This window comes from Nocardioides sp. BGA-UO-ETr-FS32 (assembly GCF_059567905.1).
Genome location: NZ_JCAQOX010000013.1, coordinates 197,655 through 215,909, shown reverse-complemented (window position 1 = coordinate 215,909; position 18,255 = coordinate 197,655). Strand labels below are relative to the sequence as shown.

At 72.0% G+C, this 18,255-nt stretch carries 20 protein-coding genes and 2 tRNA genes; 16 read left to right on the top strand and 6 right to left on the bottom strand.

Features of this window, described 5'->3' with window-relative positions; all coding sequences use genetic code 11:
* Positions 1-71: 71 nt before the first annotated feature.
* On the top strand, positions 72-716 hold the full coding sequence (gene orn, locus AC57BS_RS06225; protein ID WP_496410575.1) for an oligoribonuclease: 645 nt from the start codon (positions 72-74) through the stop codon (positions 714-716).
* 47 nt (positions 717-763) lie between these two features.
* A tRNA-His gene (locus AC57BS_RS06220) sits at positions 764-839 on the top strand.
* Here AC57BS_RS06220 and AC57BS_RS06215 read toward each other — a convergent pair.
* From AC57BS_RS06215 to AC57BS_RS06195, 5 genes are all read right to left on the bottom strand, one after another.
* Complete coding sequence (locus AC57BS_RS06215) at positions 828-1,334, bottom strand: hypothetical protein (RefSeq protein ID WP_496410574.1); 507 nt, start codon at positions 1,332-1,334, stop codon at positions 828-830. The two genes, AC57BS_RS06220 and AC57BS_RS06215, sit on opposite strands and share 12 nt — an antisense overlap.
* A 37-nt stretch (positions 1,335-1,371) precedes the next feature.
* Positions 1,372-2,490, bottom strand: a complete 1,119-nt coding sequence (locus tag AC57BS_RS06210) for an alpha/beta hydrolase (protein WP_496410573.1) — start codon at positions 2,488-2,490, stop codon at positions 1,372-1,374.
* Between the two features lie 71 nt (positions 2,491-2,561).
* Positions 2,562-3,671 carry an FUSC family protein gene (locus tag AC57BS_RS06205; protein WP_496410572.1) on the bottom strand — a complete coding sequence of 370 codons (1,110 nt, stop codon included), beginning with the start codon at positions 3,669-3,671 and terminating at the stop codon, positions 2,562-2,564.
* Between the two features lie 64 nt (positions 3,672-3,735).
* Positions 3,736-4,002 (bottom strand): metal-sensitive transcriptional regulator, encoded by a 267-nt coding sequence (locus AC57BS_RS06200; RefSeq protein WP_496410571.1) that lies wholly within the window; start codon positions 4,000-4,002, stop codon positions 3,736-3,738.
* Positions 4,002-4,412 (bottom strand): DUF302 domain-containing protein, encoded by a 411-nt coding sequence (locus AC57BS_RS06195; protein ID WP_496410570.1) that lies wholly within the window; start codon positions 4,410-4,412, stop codon positions 4,002-4,004. Before AC57BS_RS06195 ends, AC57BS_RS06200 begins: the two co-directional genes overlap by 1 nt.
* 98 nt (positions 4,413-4,510) lie before the next feature.
* On the opposite strand from AC57BS_RS06195, the gene AC57BS_RS06190 reads away from it, so the two are divergent.
* The 4 genes from AC57BS_RS06190 to AC57BS_RS06175 are packed head-to-tail and all read left to right on the top strand — an operon-like array spanning position 4,511 to position 7,254.
* Positions 4,511-4,828, top strand: coding sequence for a rhodanese-like domain-containing protein (locus AC57BS_RS06190; RefSeq protein ID WP_496410569.1), 318 nt, complete (start codon positions 4,511-4,513; stop codon positions 4,826-4,828).
* Entirely contained in the window at positions 4,828-6,207 is a 1,380-nt protein-coding gene (locus AC57BS_RS06185) for an MBL fold metallo-hydrolase (RefSeq protein ID WP_496410568.1), read from the top strand. Before AC57BS_RS06190 ends, AC57BS_RS06185 begins: the two co-directional genes overlap by 1 nt.
* Positions 6,204-7,031, top strand: a complete 828-nt coding sequence (locus AC57BS_RS06180; protein WP_496410567.1) for a TSUP family transporter — start codon at positions 6,204-6,206, stop codon at positions 7,029-7,031. Before AC57BS_RS06185 ends, AC57BS_RS06180 begins: the two co-directional genes overlap by 4 nt.
* Positions 7,032-7,062: 31 nt before the next feature.
* Positions 7,063-7,254: a DUF8730 family Cys-rich protein gene (locus tag AC57BS_RS06175; protein ID WP_496410566.1), complete on the top strand. Its 192-nt coding sequence runs from the start codon at positions 7,063-7,065 to the stop codon at positions 7,252-7,254.
* A gap of 3 nt (positions 7,255-7,257) precedes the next feature.
* Here AC57BS_RS06175 and AC57BS_RS06170 read toward each other — a convergent pair whose 3' ends face one another.
* A complete protein-coding gene (locus AC57BS_RS06170; RefSeq protein WP_496410565.1) occupies positions 7,258-8,163 on the bottom strand; it encodes a universal stress protein in 906 nt (301 codons plus the stop codon).
* A gap of 147 nt (positions 8,164-8,310) precedes the next feature.
* Between AC57BS_RS06170 and AC57BS_RS06165 the strand changes: the two genes are divergently transcribed.
* The 10 genes from AC57BS_RS06165 to ulaA all read left to right on the top strand — a co-directional run bounded on the left by AC57BS_RS06165 (position 8,311) and on the right by ulaA (position 18,198).
* Positions 8,311-9,375 carry an NAD(P)-dependent alcohol dehydrogenase gene (locus tag AC57BS_RS06165; protein ID WP_496410564.1) on the top strand — a complete coding sequence of 355 codons (1,065 nt, stop codon included), beginning with the start codon at positions 8,311-8,313 and terminating at the stop codon, positions 9,373-9,375.
* Positions 9,376-9,426: 51 nt separating this feature from the next.
* Positions 9,427-10,995, top strand: a complete 1,569-nt coding sequence (locus tag AC57BS_RS06160; protein ID WP_496410563.1) for a phytoene desaturase family protein — start codon at positions 9,427-9,429, stop codon at positions 10,993-10,995.
* A 64-nt stretch (positions 10,996-11,059) separates the two neighbouring features.
* Positions 11,060-11,135: transfer RNA gene (locus tag AC57BS_RS06155), tRNA-Lys, on the top strand.
* A 79-nt stretch (positions 11,136-11,214) separates the two neighbouring features.
* Positions 11,215-12,150, top strand: a complete 936-nt coding sequence (locus tag AC57BS_RS06150) for a sugar-binding transcriptional regulator (RefSeq protein ID WP_496410562.1) — start codon at positions 11,215-11,217, stop codon at positions 12,148-12,150.
* Between the two features lie 158 nt (positions 12,151-12,308).
* Positions 12,309-13,043 carry a nucleoside/nucleotide kinase family protein gene (locus tag AC57BS_RS06145; RefSeq protein ID WP_496410561.1) on the top strand — a complete coding sequence of 245 codons (735 nt, stop codon included), beginning with the start codon at positions 12,309-12,311 and terminating at the stop codon, positions 13,041-13,043.
* Entirely contained in the window at positions 13,043-14,293 is a 1,251-nt protein-coding gene (gene mtlA / locus AC57BS_RS06140) for a mannitol-specific PTS transporter subunit IIC (protein ID WP_496410560.1), read from the top strand. Before AC57BS_RS06145 ends, mtlA begins: the two co-directional genes overlap by 1 nt.
* On the top strand, positions 14,218-14,484 hold the full coding sequence (locus tag AC57BS_RS06135) for a hypothetical protein (protein WP_496410559.1): 267 nt from the start codon (positions 14,218-14,220) through the stop codon (positions 14,482-14,484). The genes mtlA and AC57BS_RS06135 overlap by 76 nt, the downstream gene beginning before the upstream one ends.
* A gap of 13 nt (positions 14,485-14,497) precedes the next feature.
* Complete coding sequence (locus AC57BS_RS06130) at positions 14,498-15,769, top strand: alcohol dehydrogenase catalytic domain-containing protein (protein WP_496410558.1); 1,272 nt, start codon at positions 14,498-14,500, stop codon at positions 15,767-15,769.
* Positions 15,766-16,638 (top strand): PTS sugar transporter subunit IIAB, encoded by an 873-nt coding sequence (locus tag AC57BS_RS06125; protein WP_496410557.1) that lies wholly within the window; start codon positions 15,766-15,768, stop codon positions 16,636-16,638. The genes AC57BS_RS06130 and AC57BS_RS06125 overlap by 4 nt, the downstream gene beginning before the upstream one ends.
* A gap of 21 nt (positions 16,639-16,659) precedes the next feature.
* The gene (gene ulaA / locus AC57BS_RS06120) at positions 16,660-18,198 is read left to right on the top strand and encodes a PTS ascorbate transporter subunit IIC (protein WP_496410556.1); all 1,539 of its coding nucleotides are present in this window, start codon (positions 16,660-16,662) and stop codon (positions 18,196-18,198) included.
* Positions 18,199-18,255: the final 57 nt, after the last annotated feature.

Below are 18,255 nucleotides of genomic sequence, written 5' to 3'. Positions count from 1 at the left end.
GGTGTTGCACCCCCGACCCTAGGAGGTGAGGCTGAGTCGAGGCTGAGAGCACCCCAGTAGGGTGGCCCGTCGTGAGCGACAGACTGGTGTGGATCGACTGCGAGATGACCGGCCTCGACCTGGGCGCGGACGCGCTCATCGAGGTGGCGGCGCTCGTGACGGACTTCGAGCTCAACGTCCTGGGCGAGGGAGTCGACGTCATCATCAAGCCGTCGCAGGAGTCGCTGGACCAGATGGTCGAGTTCGTCCGGTCGATGCACGAGAAGTCGGGGCTGCTCGACGAGCTCGCCACCGGTACGACGCTGGCCGAGGCCGAGGAGCAGGTGCTCGCCTACATCAAGGAGCACTGCCCCGACGGCAGCCGACCGCCGCTGGCCGGCAACACCGTCGCCACCGACCGGGCCTTCCTGGCACGCGACATGCCCGGCCTGGAGTCGTTCCTGCACTACCGCATCGTCGACGTCTCCTCCATCAAGGAGCTCTCGCGCCGGTGGTACCCCCGGGCCTACTTCGCCGCGCCGACCAAGCGCGGCAACCACCGCGCGCTGGCCGACATCCAGGAGAGCATCGAGGAGCTGCGCTACTACCGCGAGGCCGTCTTCGTGCCCCCGCCCGGCCCCGACAGCGCCCGCGCGAAGGAGATCGCGGCCCGCCACGGCGGCCGGCTGACCGGGCTCGGCGAGGACGCCGGTCCCGATTCCGACTCCGCGGGCTGAGTGCCCTACACTTCTCGTCGTCCGCAGCGCGAGCGCCGCGGGACATGGTGGGTATAGCTCAGCTGGTAGAGCGCCGCCTTGTGGTGGCGGATGTCGCGGGTTCAAGTCCCGTTACTCACCCCAAGCAGATCGAGCCCCCGACCCGACCAGGTCGGGGGCTCGACTCGTTCGCTCGACCCTGCGCTCGGCGCGCAGCATGAGCGAGAGCGTCACCAGCATCAGCGGGGCCCACACCCACAGCACGCCGCCGAAGGCCAGCTGTCCCACGTGGAAGACGATCAGGGCGATGAGCCCGGCCTGGGCCCGTCGTCCACCGAGGAGGACGAGCGTCCCCGCGATGGCCTCACCGAGGATCAGCAGACCGATGAAGAACCACTGGTGGGACAGGACCAGCGACTCCCACGTGTCCCTCACGAACGCGAACGGGGACGGCTCTGCGAACTCGTCGTAGTAGCCGTTGTCGGCTGCCAGGTAGGCGGCGTTGACCGCCGCGCCGAACACGGTGAACAGGATGCCGAGTGCCCATCGGCCCACCCTGAGTGCGCGCGGGCTCTGCCCCGCCCGCAGTGCCGCGACGAGGGCGGTGCCCCCGAGCACGAGCCACATGATCCTCTCCATGACGTCCCTCCTTCTCGGGAGCGTTCTCGGGCGCCTCTCATCGTCGCCCGTCCAATGAGTCGTCGAGGAAGTCGAGCACCCGTTCCTCCCACTCGTCGGGCGCCGTCTCCAGGGCTTGGGTGTGGCCGGCGTCCGGCACGGTCCAGGTCTGTACGAGGCCGTGGCCCCGCTGCTGCAGGTAGTCGGCGGCCAGTGATTCGTCGCGCCTCCTGCCGGCGGCGACGAGGAGGAAGGCAGTCGGGTCGGAACGGCTGGTGGCGATCGACACGGAGTCGCGCAGCGGAAGGGGCCGAGGCGCGTCGCTCAGCAGGTCGGTGAACCAGTAGGTGACGGCGTCGATGCGCTGCTGCACCGCTCCGCGTGCGCCGTACGCCGCCTCGAGGTAGCCCTTGTCGGCCGCCACCCGGTTGGTGGCCCCTTCGGCCACCACTGCGGCGACCCGGCCGTCCGCTCCGGCGGCACCGATGGCCTGTTCTCCTCCCATCGACGTGCCGACCAGCGCGATGCGTCCAGCAGCGACGCCGGACTGTCCGGCGAGGAAGTCCACCGCCCCCGAGGCGTCGGCCTCGCCGTACCACCCGAAGTCCATGCTCCGCCCCTCGCTCTCGCCATGGCCCCGGGCGTCGAAGAGGAGCACCCCGTATCCGTGCTCGGCGAGCACCGCTGCGTGCTCGAGCTCCCCGGACCGGGTGGACCCGGCTCCGTGCATGAGGGCGACGGCGGCGCCGTTGCGGGTGGGGACGTACCAGCCGGCCAGCTCCACCCCGTCGCCGCTGGGGAAGGTGACGTCGCTGAACGCCACTCCCAGGTCGGCCGGCGTGCGCTCACCCAGCTCGGGGCGCGGTGCGTACGCCGCGGCTACCGCCTGGCCGAGTGTCCACAAGGACAGCAAGGTGGCGACCAGCACCAGGAGGGCAACCGGGGTCCACCACCTGCGCCGGATGGAGGCCAGGATGCGGATGGTCCCCCAGATCACCAGCACAGCTCCCGCGGCGAGGAGGACGACGCCGGTCGCGGCGGTGGCGGTCAAGCCCTCCTCGGCGTAGTGGCGCGGTCCCAGCCCGACCCCGGCGGCGAGGGCGACCAGACCGATCGGCAGGAGCAGGACGGTCGACGACCGGGCCCGGGCGGAGGCGGGCATCCGGATCGTCCGCATGACGACGTCGCCTCCCTCCTCACGACGATCCTCATGCCGGCGGTCGCGCAGGGCCAGAGGCGAAGGTCCCGCTACCCGCCTGCCGCTCGCCGGCGGACCGGCACACGCAGCGGCAGCGGCGGGCCCCCCATCGGGTTGGCCTCGGCGACGCGGTCCATCGAGTCGACGATGTTGCGCAGGTTGATGATCAGCGCGCCGTAGATCGGCCACTCGGGCGACCGCTCGGTGGACCGGAGGTCCTCCGTCAGCACCTCGAGCCGGCGGCGTACGTCGAGCAGCGCGCCCGGGTCGGCGTCACTGGTGGCGCGGCCGGCGTCGCCGAGCATCGAGATCCACTGGTCGGCGAAGGCCTCGCCCCACGTCTCGCGGTGCGAGCCCTGGCCACCCAGCGTGCGCGCGAGGCTGCGGGTCTCGGCCACTGCCTGCTCCATGCGTCGCAGCAGCCCGTGCCAGTGCTCGGGGTTGCGCATCGCGCGCGCCTGGCGCCGCGGGTTCAGCCGGGCGCTCTCCTGTGCCTGCCGGACGAGCGCCCAGGCCTGGTCCAGGTCGGCGTCGATGTCTCGCGTGCGCTCGATCCAGCCGCTGACGTCCTCCTCCTGGCAGCCCTCCCCCAGCGCGCCGGCCATGTCGACGAGCAGCTCGCCGATGCCGTCGTCGATCCGGTCCACCGCCTTGGCGGCCGTGTGCCTGCGCAGGGGCGGCCACACGACCACGTTGACCAGCAGGCCGACGGCGACGCCGATCCCGGTGTCGTAGAGCCGCGAGATGAGCATGACGTCGCTCTCGAACCCGGTGGTGAGGACCACCAGGCCGGTCGTGGCGATGGTGGTCGCCTCCGCCCCCAGCCACGGGACGGCTCCCAGGACGAGCGCCACCACGAGCAGCAGCGCGATCGCCCAGGTGCTCAGTCCCAGCGCCTCACCCACCGCGGTGGCGAGCAGCACCGCGACGACGGTCGCGGCGACCTGCTGCATGCCCTTGGAGAATGTCCTGTAGACGGTGGCGTGCACCACCAGCAGCGCCGCCCACGGCGCCAGGAACGGTTGTGGCAGCTCGAGCAGGCTCGCCGCGATCACCCACGCGACGACCGCCGCGAGCACCGTCTTGACCAGCTGCAGGACGTCGTTCCACCAGATCGGGTCACCGAGCCGGTCGTCGACGCGCTCCCTCCACGTGCTCATGCGATCTCCTCTCCCTCACCGATCGACACTACGGCTGGGGCGAGGGGCGCGCCTCATCCCGTGGTCACGCCAGGGAGAGGAAGAGCTTCTCCATCTTCTTCACGTCGAGGCTGTCCACCTCGCCGTCGCCGGCCAGGAGACACTGCTGCAGCCCGCTGGCGACGATCGCGAAGCCGGCCCGGTCGAGTGCCTTGGACACGGCTGCGAGCTGCATGACGACGTCCTCGCACTCGCGGCCCTCCTCGAGCAGGCGCAGCACGCCGGCGAGCTGCCCCTGTGCGCGCTTGATGCGGTTGATGACGGGTGTCATCTCGTCGGCGTCGAGCTGCATCAGTCCTCCTCGGTAGGCGCGGCCAGGGCGGCGAGGGCCGCGGTCAGGCGCTGCTTGGCGTCCGCGGCGACGGAGTCGAGCGCGCCGGAGTCGGACAGGCCCATCATCGCGTCCGGGTCGAAGGCCTCCACCAGGGTGGTCGAGTCGTCGAGGGAGCGTACGACGACGTTGCACGGCAGCACCGCGGCGATCGACGGGTCGACCTGGATCGCCTCGTAGGCGAGTGGCGGGCGGCACGCGCCGAGGATGACCTGCGGGGGCAGGTCGACGTCGAGCTTGGTCTTCATGGTGGCGGCGAGGTCGATCTCGGTGAGGATCCCGAACCCCTGCTCGGCCAGCGCTGCGCGCGTGGCGTCCACTGCCTCCGTGTAGGGGCGGGCGATCTCGACCGACAGCGTGTAGGTAGTCATGCACCAAGCATACCCCCCGGGGTGTTTTTGCATTCCGCCCAGATACCCCCTAGGGTATTTGTCGACAGGTTGGAACACCCGAGCACGAGAGGATTCGCATGTCACACCCGACGCCCGAGATCACCCTCGAGGAGTTCGCCGCTGAGCGTGAGGACGGCATCACCGTCGACGTCCGCGAGCGGGGCGAGTACGCCCAGGGCCACGTCCCCGGCGCCCTCCTGGTGCCGATGGGCCAGCTGGCCTCCCGCCTCGGCGAGCTCGACCGCTCGAGCCGGGTCCACGTCATCTGCGCCTCGGGCAACCGTTCGAAGGCGATGACCGACCTGCTCGTCGCCCAGGGCTTCGACGCCGTGTCCGTCGCCGGCGGCACCAAGGCCTGGATCGCCTCCGGTCGTGCGATCGGGGTGGGCCTGTGATGACCGACCTGACCGTCCTCGTGATCGACACGCCCACGCTCGGCGACCGCAGCTATCTCGTGCACGACGGCGAGGTGGCGCTCGTGGTCGACCCGCAGCGCGACATCGACCGGGTCCTGACCCTGCTCGACGAGCACGGCGTACGCCTGACCCACGTCTTCGAGACCCACATCCACAACGACTACGTCACCGGCGGCCTCGCGCTCGCGCAGCGGACCGGTGCCCAGTACCTCGTCAATGGCGAGGACGACGTGTCCTTCTCCCGTACCCCCGTAACGGACGGACAGGTCGTCGAGGTGGGTGGACGTATGCGCATCACTGCGCTGGCAACCCCCGGCCACACGTTCACCCACCTCTCCTACCTCCTCACCGACGGCGGGCTCGACGGGGACGAGCACGTCGGCGTGTTCTCCGGCGGGTCGCTGCTCTACGGCGCGACCGGACGTCCCGACCTGCTCGGACCCGAGCACACCCACGAGCTCGTGCACCACCAGCACGCCTCTGCCCACCGGCTCGCCGACCTGCTGCCCGACGAGGCGGAGGTCTACCCGACGCACGGGTTCGGCTCGTTCTGCTCCGCCACCCAGTCGGACGCGACGTCGTCGACCATCGGCCGGGAGAAGCAGGCCAACCCGGTGCTCACGCAGGACGAGCAGACCTACGTCGAGGAGCTGCTGGCGGGCCTCGGCCCGTGGCCGGCCTACTACGCCCACATGGCACCGGCCAACGCCGCCGGCCCCTCCGAGCCCGACCTGTCTCCCCCGGCCGTCGCCGACGCGACCGAGCTGCGCCGACGGATCGAGGCGGGCGAGTGGGTCGTCGACCTGCGCAACCGCACCGCGTTCGCAGCCGGACACGCCCCGGGCACGCTCAACTTCGGCCTCGACGGCGGCTTCGCGACCTACCTCGGGTGGCTGGTCGCCTGGGGCACGCCGATCACGCTCCTCGGCGAGACCGCCGAGCACGTGGCCGAGGCTCAGCGCGAGCTGGTGCGCATCGGCATCGACCGGCCGGCGGCCCACGCCACCGGCGGGCCCCAGGACTGGAGCGACGGCGAGCTCAGCTCGTTCTCGACCGCGACCTTCGCCGACCTCGCCCAGGTGCGCCACCATCGCGAGGTGGTCGTCCTCGACGTGCGCCGGGCCGACGAGCACGACGCCGCCCGCATCGACGGCGCGGTCAACATCCCGCTGCACGAGCTGACGTCCCGGCTCGGCGACGTGCCTCCCGGCGAGGTCTGGGTGCACTGCGCAGGTGGCTACCGCGCGTCGGTCGCCGCCTCGATGCTCGACGCCGCCGGCCGCACGCTCGTGGCGATCGACGACACCTTTGACAACGCCGAGCGGGTGGGCCTCCACCTCGTGGGACCCGAGGCGTGATCGAGCTCCTCCTCGCCGTCGTCGCCGGCGCGCTCATCGGGCTCAGCCTGGGTGCGCTCGGCGGCGGCGGCTCCATCCTCGCCGTCCCCGTGCTCGTGGCCCTCGGCCAGGGGCCGGCGCAGGCCACGACGGGTTCGCTGGTCGTGGTGGCGGTGACCTCGCTCGCCGGGGCGGTGACGGCCCACCGCGCCGGCAACGTGCTGCTGGCGCGCGGCCTGGCCTTCGGCCTCGTCGCCACCGGCGGCGCCGTGGCGGGCGCCCGCGCCTCCAGCGCGGTCCCGGAGCCGGTCCTGCTGGCAGCCTTCGCCGCGCTGATGCTCCTCGTCGGCGGTGCGCTCGCCGTACGCCAGTGGCGCGGGCGGCACGACACCGCGACAGACCGGAGCACCCGCCACCCCGGCATCGACGACCCGATCATCACCTTCAGCCCCACCTTCGCCTGTCGGTGCCCGCGCGCCCTCAAGGTGCTGGTGACCGCGACCGTCGTCGGCCTGCTCACCGGCTTCCTCGGCGTCGGAGGCGGCTTCCTCGTGGTGCCGGCCCTGCTGCTCGCGCTCAGCCTCCCCGTCGACTTCGCGGCCGGCACGTCGCTGGTGGTCATCACGATCACCAGCACCGTCGCCCTCGCCGCGCGCGCCGGGACCGGCACCGCGCCCGACTGGTCGCTGGTGGCCGCACTCACCGTCGCGGCCGCGCTGGCCGCGGTCGCCGGTGCCCGGCTCGCCGACCGCGTCGACACCCGACGCCTCTCGGCCGCCTTCACCGGCCTCGTGCTGGTCGTCGCGGCGTACACCGCCGCCACCGCACTCCCCGCACTCGTCTGACCCTAAAATCCAACCGAGAAGGAGATCCACCATGTGCCGAGCAGTTCGATGCAAGACCTGCGGCAAGACCACATGGGCCGGCTGCGGCCAGCACGTCGGGCAGGTCAAGGCCGGCGTCCCCGCGAACGACTGGTGCAACGGCCAGCACACCGCGGGCGAGAAGGCAGCCAGCAGCACCGGCGGCAGCGGCGGCTTCCTGTCGCGGCTCCTCGGCCGCGGCTGACCGTCACGGGTGGTACGCCGCACGGTGCGGTCGCGGGCTCGCGAGCAGCACCGGGCAGGTGGCCTCCCTGAGCACCGCTCGCGCGACGGGCCCGACGTGCGACCCGATCGGCACGAGCGGGTCGTGGCGCCCGATCACCAGCAGCTCCGCGTCCGTGCACGCTTCGACCAGCGTCTCGGCGGCACGGCCGTGGACGACCTGGACGTCGGCGTCCATCGCCGCCGACAGGTCCCCGATGGCGTCGAGGGCGGCGCGCACCTCGGCACGCGAGCGGTCGGACCACCGACGGACCTCGTCCGACGGCAGCGACTCCTCGTAGGGCCCCGGCAGCGACCACGAGTGGACGAGCCGGAGTCGCGCGCCACGGGCGTTCGCCTCGGCCAGGGCCGCGCGCAGGACCTCCTCCGACCGGTCCGGCACGTCGATGCCGGCGACGACCACGCCGCGGCGCTGGTCCTCGTGCCAGCCGCTCGGGACCGCCACGACCGGGATGCGCAGGTGTGCGGCCACGCCGCCGGCGACCGTACGGTTCACGATCCGCGACAGCCGGGACAGGTGCCGGTGCTCCAGGACGACCATCCGCGCGGTGCGACCGACGTCGACGAGCACGCCGACGGGCGTGCCGCGGCGGAGCTCGTGCGTGACGGGCACGGCACCCTGCACCAGGTCGTCGGCCAGCTTGACGACCTCGGCGAGGCGCTCGGCGCCCCACGCCTCGAGGTCGATCGCGGGGAGGAGCACCTGGTCGGGGCCCGGTGGGACGAGGCTGACGGCGTGCACGAGGTGCAGGCCGCACCCGACGCGTACGGCCTCGGCGGCCGCGAAGGCCAGGGCGGACTCGACCTCCTCGGGTCCCACGCCGACGACGATCCGCGGGGCGGTGGTGGCGGGGGCGGGCTGCTGGGTCATGACGTCCTCCTCGGTGGTCCTGTGCCTCCACTCTTCGCCGAGCGCGGCCCGGCACGAAGGGTCCTTGGGCCCGCGGAACGACGGCAAAGGGCCCTGCTCCGCGCCGCCTGCCGGGAGGAGGCTGGAGTCGAGCCTGAGGAGGTCGACATGCGCGCGTTGCGTCTGAAGGAGTGGAAGAGCGAGCCGGTGCTCGAAGAGGTGCCGCGCCCGGAGCCCGGACCCGGCGAGGTGCTGGTGCAGGTGGGCGCCGCGGGCGCCTGCCACTCCGACCTGCACCTGATGCACGAGTTCGAGCCGGGTGCCGTTCCCTGGAACCCGCCGTTCACCCTGGGGCACGAGAACGCCGGCTGGGTGCACACGCTCGGTGAGGGCGTGACCGGGCTCGAGGTCGGGCAGGCCGTCGCGGTCGTCGGCGCCTGGGGCTGCGGCACCTGCGCACACTGCCTGGCAGGGATGGAGACCTACTGCGAGCGTCCCGACCTGGCACCCGTCGCGGGCGGCGGGGGCGGCCTGGGCATGGACGGCGGCATGGCCGACTACCTGCTCGTCCCCGCAGCGCGCCACCTCGTCCCGCTGCCCGACGGTCTGGAGGTCGTCGACGCCGCACCGCTGACCGATGCCGCGCTCACGCCCTACCACGCCGTACGCCGCTCGCTGGGCAAGCTCGGCCCCGGCACCACCGCGGTGGTGATCGGCGTGGGCGGCCTCGGCCACCTCGGCCTCCAGGTGCTCAAGGCCGTCACGGCGACGCGCGTCATCGCCGTCGACGGCCGCGAGAGCGCCCGTGACCAGGCTTCGGCGCTCGGCGCCGACCTGGTGCTGGCTCCCAGCCCCGACACCGCGACCCGGATCCGCGAGGCCTGCGGTGGCCGGGGTGCGGACGTGGTGCTCGACTTCGTCGGCTCCGACGAGACGCTGGCGACCGCCGCCGCGTGCGTACGCCAGCTGGGCGACGTCACCATCGTGGGCATCGGCGGCGGCACCCTGCCCGTCTCCTTCTTCGGGTTGCCCTACGAGGCCAGCGTCCAGACCACCTACTGGGGCAACCGGCGCGAGCTGGTGGAGGTCCTCGACCTGGCGAACCGGGGTCTCCTGCACGCCGAGACGACGATCTACCCGCTGGAGGACGCCGTCTCCGCCTACCGGGACCTGGCACACGGCGAGGTCACCGGTCGAGCCGTCATCGTGCCCAACGACACGTTCACGGCCTGACGCCCGGAGGCGTCGACGGGCCACGCCGCGCCGAGGGTCTACGTTGGATCGGTGAATCCCGGCAACAGCAGCTATGACGTCGTCGTGGTCGGCGGCGGCCACAACGCCCTCGTCTCCGCCGCCTACCTGGCCCGCGCAGGACTCTCCGTCGTCGTGTTCGAACGACTCGGCCACACCGGCGGGGCCGCGGTGTCGGTCGAGCCCTTCGCCGGCCAGCCCGCCCGGCTCTCGCGCTACTCCTACCTCGTGAGCCTCATGCCCGAGCAGCTGATGGCAGACCTCGGCCTCGACGTCCGGCTCGCCTCCCGCACCACCGCGTCCTACACGCCGTGGACGCGGGACGACCGGACCGGCGGCCTGCTCGTCGAGCGCCCCGAGGGCGAGGCGACGCGCGCGTCGTTCCGCGAGCTCACCGGCGGCGACGAGGAGTACGCCGCATGGCAGGGGTTCTACGCCGAAATCGGTCGTCTGGCCGAGGTCGTGGCGCCGACGCTGATGCAGCCCCTGCCCCTCGAGCGTGACGTACGCGCCCTGGTCGAGCCGCGGACCTGGGCCGACGTCGTCGAACAGCCCCTCGGTCGCGCGATCGTCGACCGGTTCAGCGACGACACGGTGCGCGGCGTCGTCGCCACCGACGCGCTGATCGGCACCTTCGCCTCCATGGACGACCCGTCGCTCGTCCAGAACCGCTGCTTCCTCTACCACCTGATCGGCAACGCGACCGGCGAGTGGCGAGTGCCGATCGGCGGGATGGGCGCGGTGACCGACGCGCTCGCGAAGGCCGCGGTCGAGGCTGGCGCCGAGATCGTGACCGGCGCCGGCGTCAGCGCCATCACCCCCGGCCCCGACGGCGCCGAGGTCACCTGGCACGACGGCAGCCAGCAGCGCTCGGTCACCGGGCGGCGGGTGCTGTCCGGAGTCGCCCCGTGGGTGCTGCGGATCCTGCTGGGCGAGGGCGAGGACGCCCAGACCAAGCCGGTGGGCTCACAGCTCAAGATCAACTTCCTGCTGGACCGGCTGCCCGCGCTGAGGTCCGGCGAGGACCCGGCCGTCGCCTTCGCCGGGACCCTCCACCTCGCGGAGGACTACGCGCAGCTCGAGCGGGCGTACGCCGCTGCCGCCGCCGGCAGCGTGCCCGACCCGATGCCGGGCGAGGTCTACTGCCACAGCCTCACCGACCCCTCGATCCTCGGCGACCGCGCCGGGTCGGCGCACACCTTGACCTACTTCGGCCTGCACACCCCCGCCGGGATCTTCGACGCCGACCCCGGCGCCCGCGACCTCGCCGTGCAGCGTGCGCTCGCCTCGATCGACGCCGTCCTGGCCGAGCCGCTCGCCGACTGCCTCGCCACCGACGCCGACGGCCGGCCCTGCATCGAGGCGAAGATCCCGCAGGACGTCGAGCGGGACCTCGCGATGCCCGGAGGCCACATCTTCCACGGCGACCTCGAGTGGCCGTGGGCACCCAACCGCGCGCGCCTCGACACGCCCGCCCAGCAGTGGGGCGTCCAGACCTGGCACGACGCGGTGCTGCTCTGCGGCTCCGGCGCGCGTCGCGGCGGCGCCGTGTCGGGCCTCGGTGGGCACAACGCCGCGCAGGCCGTCCTCGCGGAGCTCTGACCAGCCCCCCCTCGATTTCGCCTACCGATCACGAGGCGGTAGAGTTCTACTCGCTTCACCGCCTGCGCCATTAGCTCAATTGGCAGAGCAGCTGACTCTTAATCAGCGGGTTCGGGGTTCGAGTCCCTGATGGCGTACCAACTCGACGAAGGCCAGGCCCCGACCGGGACCTGGCCTTCGTCGTCGCACGACGTACGAGCCGAGCGAGCGGGGGCTGGGATGGACGAGGCGCAGTGGCGGCTGCTGTCGACGATCGCTCGTCGCTTCTACCTCGAGGACGCTTCCAAGACCGAGCTCGCCGACGAGTTCTCGATCAGCCGCTTCCGTGTCGCGCGGCTCCTCCAGCAGGCTCGCGAGCAGGGCGTCGTGACCATCGAGATCCACGACCGCGACGAGCCGCGCGACGCGCTGTCGGCCGAGCTGGCCGGCCACCTCGGTCTCGACGAGTGCGTGGTCGTCAAGGCAGGCGACACCGGCGACGACAACAGGCGCCGCCTTGCCAGGGCCGCGGCGCCCCGCATCGCGCGGACCATCCGCGACGGCGACGTCCTCGGCCTCACCTGGGGCCGGACGCTCGTGGCGATCGGCGAGGAGCTCCCGGCCCTCCCCCCGAGCACCGTCATCCAGCTCACCGGGACCGTCGGCAACGACCTGCGCCAGTCCCCCGTGGAGGTCATCCGCCGCATCAGCGGGCGGTCCAGCGTCGAGGCCGTGGCGGTCTTCGCACCCCTCTTCGCCGCCTCCGAGGCTGCTGCCGACACGTTCCGGAGCGACCCCTCGATCCAGGCCGCCCTCAGCCGCTACAGCGAGCTGGCGCTCGCCGTCGTGGCGGTCGGGTCGTGGGACCCGCCCATCACCCAGCTCGGGCCCCTGCTGCGGGACGAGGAGCGCGCCGAGCTCGAGCGCGAGGGCGTCGTGGCCGAGATCGCCGGGATCTTCTTCCGCGCGGACGGCTCGGTCATCGAGACCGACGTGAGCCGCCGCCGCATCTCGGTGACCGCCGACGAGCTGAGGCATACGCCTCGCGTGATGGCCGTCGCGGGCTCCGTCGAGAAGGCCGCCGCCATCGCCGCCGTCTGCCGGTCCGGGATCCTGAGCAGCCTCGTCACCGACGACCGCGCAGCGGCAGCGCTGCTGCGTCTCCCTCCACGCTGACCAGGCGCTGATCGAGCGCTGACACACCCTCGCGGCCGCCGCCTGCCCGACGAGGCGGCTGTGGTGCGCCCCTTGACTCCCCCGGGACGCAGTGCTGTAATCCATGTCACTCTCAAACGTGCAGCAATGCTCATATGAGCGGCATGGAGGTTCGGCAGATGCTCGTGAACGGCCTGGAGGTGGAGGTCGACGTCGACCGAGGGCTGGTCGAGGAGACGTTGCTCCCCGCACTCGCCGAGGTGGCCGCGCGTCCGCGGGCCCAGCGGCGGGCGTTCACGTTCCTGGTCGGTCCGCCCGGCGTGGGGAAGTCGACGCTGGCCACGGTCCTGGCCGAGGCCGGGAGTCGCCGCCGCCCGGAGCCGACCGAGATGGACGTCGTCGGCATCGACGGCTTCCACCTCCCGCAGAGCCACCTGGAGGCGCACCACCTCCGCACCGCCGACGGAACGGTCCCGCTCAGCTCGATCAAGGGTGCTCCGGAGACCTTCGACGTCGAGGGGCTCGCCTGGCACCTCGCGGCCTCTGCGGACCGAGACGTGGTCTGGCCGACGTACGACCGCCGGGTGCACGACGTCGTACCCGGCACGCACCCTCTCAGCGCCGACCTGGTGCTGGTCGAGGGCAACTGGCTGCTGCTCGACGAGCCGGGCTGGCGGGACCTCGCGACCCATGCCGACTACGTCGTGCTCCTCACGGCCGACCCCGACCTGCTGCGCGAGCGCCTGGTCGAGCGGAAGGTCCGTGGCGGCCTCACCCCGGCCGAGGCCGAGGACTTCTACGAGCGCAGCGACCGGCTGAACGTCCAGCGGGTCATGGGCTCCTCCGACTTCAGCAAGGTCGACCTGACGCTGGTGGTCCAGGCCGACGGATCCATCCAGCAAGGAGAGATGTGATGAGTCAATCGATCGAAGGTGGCCTCCCCGCCGAGGCCGGAACGAGCCTGCGAGCGCGCGTCCAGGCGTTCGGCGGGTTCCTGACCGCGATGGTGATCCCCAACGTGGGGGCGTTCATCGCCTGGGGCCTGCTCACCGCCCTGTTCATCCCGACGGGCTGGCTGCCCAACGAGGACCTGGCCAAGCCCGTCGGGCCGATGATCACCTACGTGCTCCCGCTGCTCCTCGCCTTCACCGGCGGCAAGCTGGTGCACGGCCATCGCGGTGGCGTCGCGGGAGCGGTGGGCACGATCGGCCTGATCGTCGGCGCCGACATCCCGATGTTCCTGGGCGCCATGATCATGGGTCCGCTCAGCGCCTGGCTGATCAAGCAGGTCGACCGGGTCCTCGAGCCCCGGATCCGCTCCGGCTTCGAGATGGTCGTCAACAACTTCACGCTCGGCTTCCTGGGCCTGGGACTGATCGTGGCCTCCTACCGCGTCATCGGCCCGGTCATCAGCGCGCTCAACGACCAGCTCCTCCGGGCGATCAACGCGCTCGTGGACACCGGCGCCCTCCCCCTGCTCTCGATCCTCAACGAGCCGGCCAAGGTCCTGTTCCTCAACAACGTCATCGACCAGGGCATCTACTACCCGCTCGGCCTGCAGGTCGCCGCCGACGAGGGGAAGTCGATCTTCTTCATGGTGGCGTCCAACCCCGGCCCGGGTCTCGGGCTGCTGCTGGCCTTCTGGCTCTTCGGACACAACCGGGTGATCCGCGACAGCGCCCCGGGAGCGGTGATCATCCACTTCCTCGGCGGCATCCACGAGATCTACTTCCCCTACGTGCTCATGAAGCCGTCGACCATCATCGCGATGATCGCCGGCGGCGCCTCCGGCATTGCGACGTTCATGGCGTTCGGCGTGGGCCTCACGGCCGGGCCGAGCCCGGGCTCGATCTTCGCCTACCTGGCCCTCACCCCGCCCGGCAACCACCTGGGCGTCGTCGCGGGTGTCCTCGTCGCCGCCGCGGTGAGCTTCGTCATCACCGCAGGGATCCTCAAGCTCGGGCGCAAGCCCGGCGACGACGAGCAGTCGGACCTGGAGGAGCACGCCGAGCGCTCGTGGGCGGCTCGCACGGCAGCGCGGGCGCCGCGGCGGACGTACGCCGGGTCGTCTTCGCCTGCGATGCCGGGATGGGCAGCAGCGCCATGGGCTCGAGCGCCTTCGGCAAGCGACTGCGAGACGCCGGTCGCGACGACGTCACCGTGACCCACGCGGCGATCGAGTCCGTCCCGGCCGACGCCGACCTGGTCGTCGTGCACCAGGACCTCGCCCACCGCGCCCGGGCGGCGCGACCGGACGTCGAGATCGTCACCATCCAGAGCTACCTGGGCGATCCCGCACTCGACGCGCTCAGCCAGCGCCTGACCGAGAGGACCACCACCGATGCCGAGCAGTGACCACCACGAGCCCATGCAGAGGCGCCTGACCCGCGCGGCGCGCATCCACGGGACCCACAAGGTGGCGGTGAGCGAGTTCGGGCTCCCCGACATCGGGCCGGACGAGCTCCTGCTCCGGGTCGTGAGCAGCAGCATGTGCCTCTCGACCTACAAGGCCATGTCCCTGGGCAGCGACCACAAGCGCGTCCCCGACACGATCTCCTCGGACCCCGTCATCACCGGCCACGAGTTCGCCGGCGTGCTCGAGGAGGTCGGTGACGAGCTCACCGACAGGTTCACCGTCGGCCAGAGCGTGGCGATCCTGCCCACCATGGGCCTGCCCAGCGGGTACTCCCCCGGCTACAGCTATCCCTACTTCGGCGGCGACGCGACGTACTGCATCGTCCCCGCCATCGCCGTCGAGAAGGGCTGCGTGCTGCCGTACGACGACGGCTACTACGCCAACGGGTCGCTGGCCGAGCCGATGTCCTGCATCATCGGGGCGTTCCGGTCCAACTACCACACCGAGCCGCTCGTGTGGGAGCACCACATGGGGCTGAAGCCCGGCGGGCGGCTCGCCCTCCTCGGCAGTGGCGGCGCCATGGGCATCGGGGCGCTCGACTACGCCCTCCACGGGCCGTTCACCCCGAGCCTCGTGGTGGCGGTCGACGTCGACGCGGAGCGGCTGGAGCGCCTGCGCACGCTCTTCCCCGCGGAGGAGGCGCGCCGACGCGGGTGTCGTCTCGAGGTGGTGGACGCGAGCGGCCAGGACCCCGTGGAGGCGCTGCGCGCGATCTCCCCGGACGGCTTCGACGACGTCGTGGTGTTCGCCGCGATCACGGAGCTCGTCGAGGCCGGCGACGCCGTCCTCGCCCACGACGGCTGCCTCAACTTCTTCGCCGGTCCGACCGACGGGACCTTCTCCGCCTCGCTCAACCTCTACAACATCCACTACGAGAGCACCCACCTCGTGGGCACCTCCGGCGGTTCGCGCAGCGACATGGAGGAGAGCCTGGCGTTGTCCGCGTCCGGCGCGATCAACCCCTCGCGCATGGTGACGCACGTCGGCGGGCTGGAAGCCGTGCCCGACGCGTTGTCCGACCTGCCCTCCTTCACGGGCGGGAAGATCCTCATCTACCCGCACGTCGACATGGACCTCACGGCCATCGCCGACTTCGAGGCCCACGCCGCCCAGGACCAGCGGTTCGCCCGGCTCGCCGAGATCTGCGCCGAGCAGGACAACATCTGGAACCACGCCGCCGAGGAGTACGTGCTGGCTGCGTTCGCGGCGGAGGAGCGCCTGTGACCGCACTCAGCGACCTCCTCACCCCCGACACGATCGCCCTCGACGAGGAGGCCGAGGACTGGCAGGACGCCATCCGCCTGGCCGGCCGCCTCCTCGAGTCGGCCGGCGTCGCCGCACCGGCGTACACCCAGGCGATGGTCGACAGCGTGCACCAGAACGGGCCCTACATCGTGCTCGCCCCGGGCTTCGCGTTCCCGCACGCGCGGCCGTCCGAGGCCGTCCACCGGACCGGGATGTCGTGGGTGCGGCTCGCATCTCCGGTCGAGTTCGGGAGCCGCGCCAACGATCCCGTCACCCTGGTGGTGGCGCTGGCAGCGACCGACAGCTCGACCCACCAGCAGGCGATGGCCTCGCTCGCCACCGTCATGACCGACACCTCGCTCCGGGAGTCGCTCGACGAGGCGACGTCGGCCGCGGAGGTGCACGCGATCCTCCGCGGGGACACCTCCACCGGCGCCGTGGCCGCGTCCGACGACACGGCGCGGACGCCACCCGACGACACGGAACGGACGCCACCCGACGACACGGAACGGACGCGACCCGACGACACAGAGCGGGCACGACCCGACAGCGGGGGCCGTACCCGCGACCACATCCTGACCGTCTGCGGCAACGGCCTCGGCACGAGCCTGTTCCTGAAGAACACCCTCGAGCAGGTCCTCGACCGGTGGGGCTGGGGCGGCCTGATCACCGTCGAGGCCACGGACACGGTCTCGGCACGCGGCAAGGCCAAGGACGCCGACCTGATCCTCACCTCGGGCGAGATCGCCCGCGCGCTCGGGGACGTCGGCGTACCCCTCGTCGTGATCGAGAACTTCACCAGCCAACGCGAGATCGACGCCGCACTTCGCGCGTCGTACGACATCTAGAGGCACCAGGGAGAGATCGACATGGACTGGCTCCTGACCGCAGCGCAATTCGTCGTCAACGAGGTCCTCAGCGTCCCGGCCTTCCTCATCGGCATCATCACGGCGGTGGGGCTCGCGGCACTGCGTCGCCCCGTCGGCCAGGTCGTCGGGAGCGCCCTGAAGGCGACGCTGGGATTCCTCCTGATCGGGGCCGGCGCCACCCTGGTCGTGGCCTCGCTCGCCCCGCTCGGGGTGATGATCGAGGGCGCGACCGGAGCACAGGGGGTGGTGCCGACCAACGAGGCGATCGCGGGCATCGCCCAGGCGGAGTACGGCGCGCAGGTCTCGTGGCTGATGATCCTCGGCTTCGCGGTGAGCCTCGTGCTCGCCCGGTTCACGCCCCTGCGCTACGTGTTCCTCACCGGTCACCACATGCTGTTCATGGCGACCCTGCTCACCATCGTGCTCGCCTCCGCCGACTACGCACCTGCCGTCGTCGTCGGTCTCGGCGGGCTCGTCCTCGGGATCCTCATGGTCGCCCTGCCGGCCTTCGCCCATCCGTGGACCCGTCGGATCACCGGTGACGACAGCATCGCCATCGGCCACTTCGGCACCGCGGCCTACGTCGCGGCCGGAGCGGTGGGGTCGCGGATCGGCCGGAACAGCCGCTCCACCGAGGACCTCCGCCTGCCCGAGTCGCTCCGGTTCCTGCGTGACTCGATGGTCGCGACCGCACTGTCGATGGTGGTCATGTACGTCGTGCTGGCGGTGGCCCTCCTGGCGCGTCGCGGCCGCGAGACGGCCTTCGAGGCGTTCGAGGGCGGCGCGACGGGGGTGGGCGACTACGTCATGCAGTCGGTCACCCAGGGCCTCCAGTTCGGTGTCGCGGTCGCGGTCATCCTCTTCGGTGTCCGGACCATCCTGGCCGAGCTGGTGCCGGCCTTCCAGGGCATCGCCGCGAAGGCCGTGCCGGGTGCCATCCCGGCCCTCGACGCCCCCATCGTGTTCCCCTACGCCCAGAACGCGGTGCTCCTGGGCTTCCTCTCCAGCTTCACCGGGGGCCTCGTCGGGCTGGCCGTGCTGTCGGTGTGGCTCAACCCCTGGCTGGGCCTGGCCCTCATCCTGCCCGGCCTCGTGCCGCACTTCTTCACCGGTGGCGCCGCCGGTGTCTACGGCAACGCCTCGGGCGGACGGGTCGGGGCCCTCGTCGGTGGGTTCCTCAACGGGCTGCTCATCACGTTCCTGCCGGCCCTGCTGCTGCAGGTGCTGGGCGACTTCGGGGACGCCAACACCACCTTCGGCGACACGGACTTCGGCTGGGTCGGCATCGCGACGGGCTACCCGGCGCTCCTCGGCGCTGCCGGCATCCCGCTCATCGTCCTCGTCGGCGCGGGCATCCTCGGTGCGGCCATCATGTGGCAGAAGCGCGTGGTCGACACCGGGTGGGACCCGGCTCCGCACCGGGAGCGGGTGGGTGGCCCCACCGAGTCCGGGGAGACCGGCGCGCGCGAGCGCACGCTGGCCGCGAAGATCTCCCCGCCGCGCGGCGCACCGACCCCGCCTCCGCCGCCGACCGACTGACAAGCGAGGAGCCGGTCCGCTCGGACCGGCTCCTCGAATGTTCTCTCCCGCAGGGTG

What these genes read in the sequence shown, in the direction of transcription:
- AC57BS_RS06170 (WP_496410565.1), bottom strand. Translation starts at nt 8,163, where the DNA reads ATGACCCAGCAGCCCGCCCCCGCCACCACCGCCCCGCGGATCGTCGTC.
- AC57BS_RS06150 (WP_496410562.1), top strand. Translation starts at nt 11,215, where the DNA reads ATGGACGAGGCGCAGTGGCGGCTGCTGTCGACGATCGCTCGTCGCTTC.
- ulaA (WP_496410556.1), top strand. Translation starts at nt 16,660, where the DNA reads ATGGACTGGCTCCTGACCGCAGCGCAATTCGTCGTCAACGAGGTCCTC.
- AC57BS_RS06215 (WP_496410574.1), bottom strand. Translation starts at nt 1,334, where the DNA reads ATGGAGAGGATCATGTGGCTCGTGCTCGGGGGCACCGCCCTCGTCGCG.
- AC57BS_RS06190 (WP_496410569.1), top strand. Translation starts at nt 4,511, where the DNA reads ATGTCACACCCGACGCCCGAGATCACCCTCGAGGAGTTCGCCGCTGAG.
- AC57BS_RS06135 (WP_496410559.1), top strand. Translation starts at nt 14,218, where the DNA reads ATGGGCAGCAGCGCCATGGGCTCGAGCGCCTTCGGCAAGCGACTGCGA.
- AC57BS_RS06175 (WP_496410566.1), top strand. Translation starts at nt 7,063, where the DNA reads ATGTGCCGAGCAGTTCGATGCAAGACCTGCGGCAAGACCACATGGGCC.
- AC57BS_RS06195 (WP_496410570.1), bottom strand. Translation starts at nt 4,412, where the DNA reads ATGACTACCTACACGCTGTCGGTCGAGATCGCCCGCCCCTACACGGAG.
- AC57BS_RS06165 (WP_496410564.1), top strand. Translation starts at nt 8,311, where the DNA reads ATGCGCGCGTTGCGTCTGAAGGAGTGGAAGAGCGAGCCGGTGCTCGAA.
- mtlA (WP_496410560.1), top strand. Translation starts at nt 13,043, where the DNA reads ATGAGTCAATCGATCGAAGGTGGCCTCCCCGCCGAGGCCGGAACGAGC.
- AC57BS_RS06210 (WP_496410573.1), bottom strand. Translation starts at nt 2,490, where the DNA reads ATGCGGACGATCCGGATGCCCGCCTCCGCCCGGGCCCGGTCGTCGACC.
- AC57BS_RS06145 (WP_496410561.1), top strand. Translation starts at nt 12,309, where the DNA reads ATGCTCGTGAACGGCCTGGAGGTGGAGGTCGACGTCGACCGAGGGCTG.
- AC57BS_RS06130 (WP_496410558.1), top strand. Translation starts at nt 14,498, where the DNA reads ATGCAGAGGCGCCTGACCCGCGCGGCGCGCATCCACGGGACCCACAAG.
- AC57BS_RS06205 (WP_496410572.1), bottom strand. Translation starts at nt 3,671, where the DNA reads ATGAGCACGTGGAGGGAGCGCGTCGACGACCGGCTCGGTGACCCGATC.
- AC57BS_RS06185 (WP_496410568.1), top strand. Translation starts at nt 4,828, where the DNA reads ATGACCGACCTGACCGTCCTCGTGATCGACACGCCCACGCTCGGCGAC.
- AC57BS_RS06200 (WP_496410571.1), bottom strand. Translation starts at nt 4,002, where the DNA reads ATGCAGCTCGACGCCGACGAGATGACACCCGTCATCAACCGCATCAAG.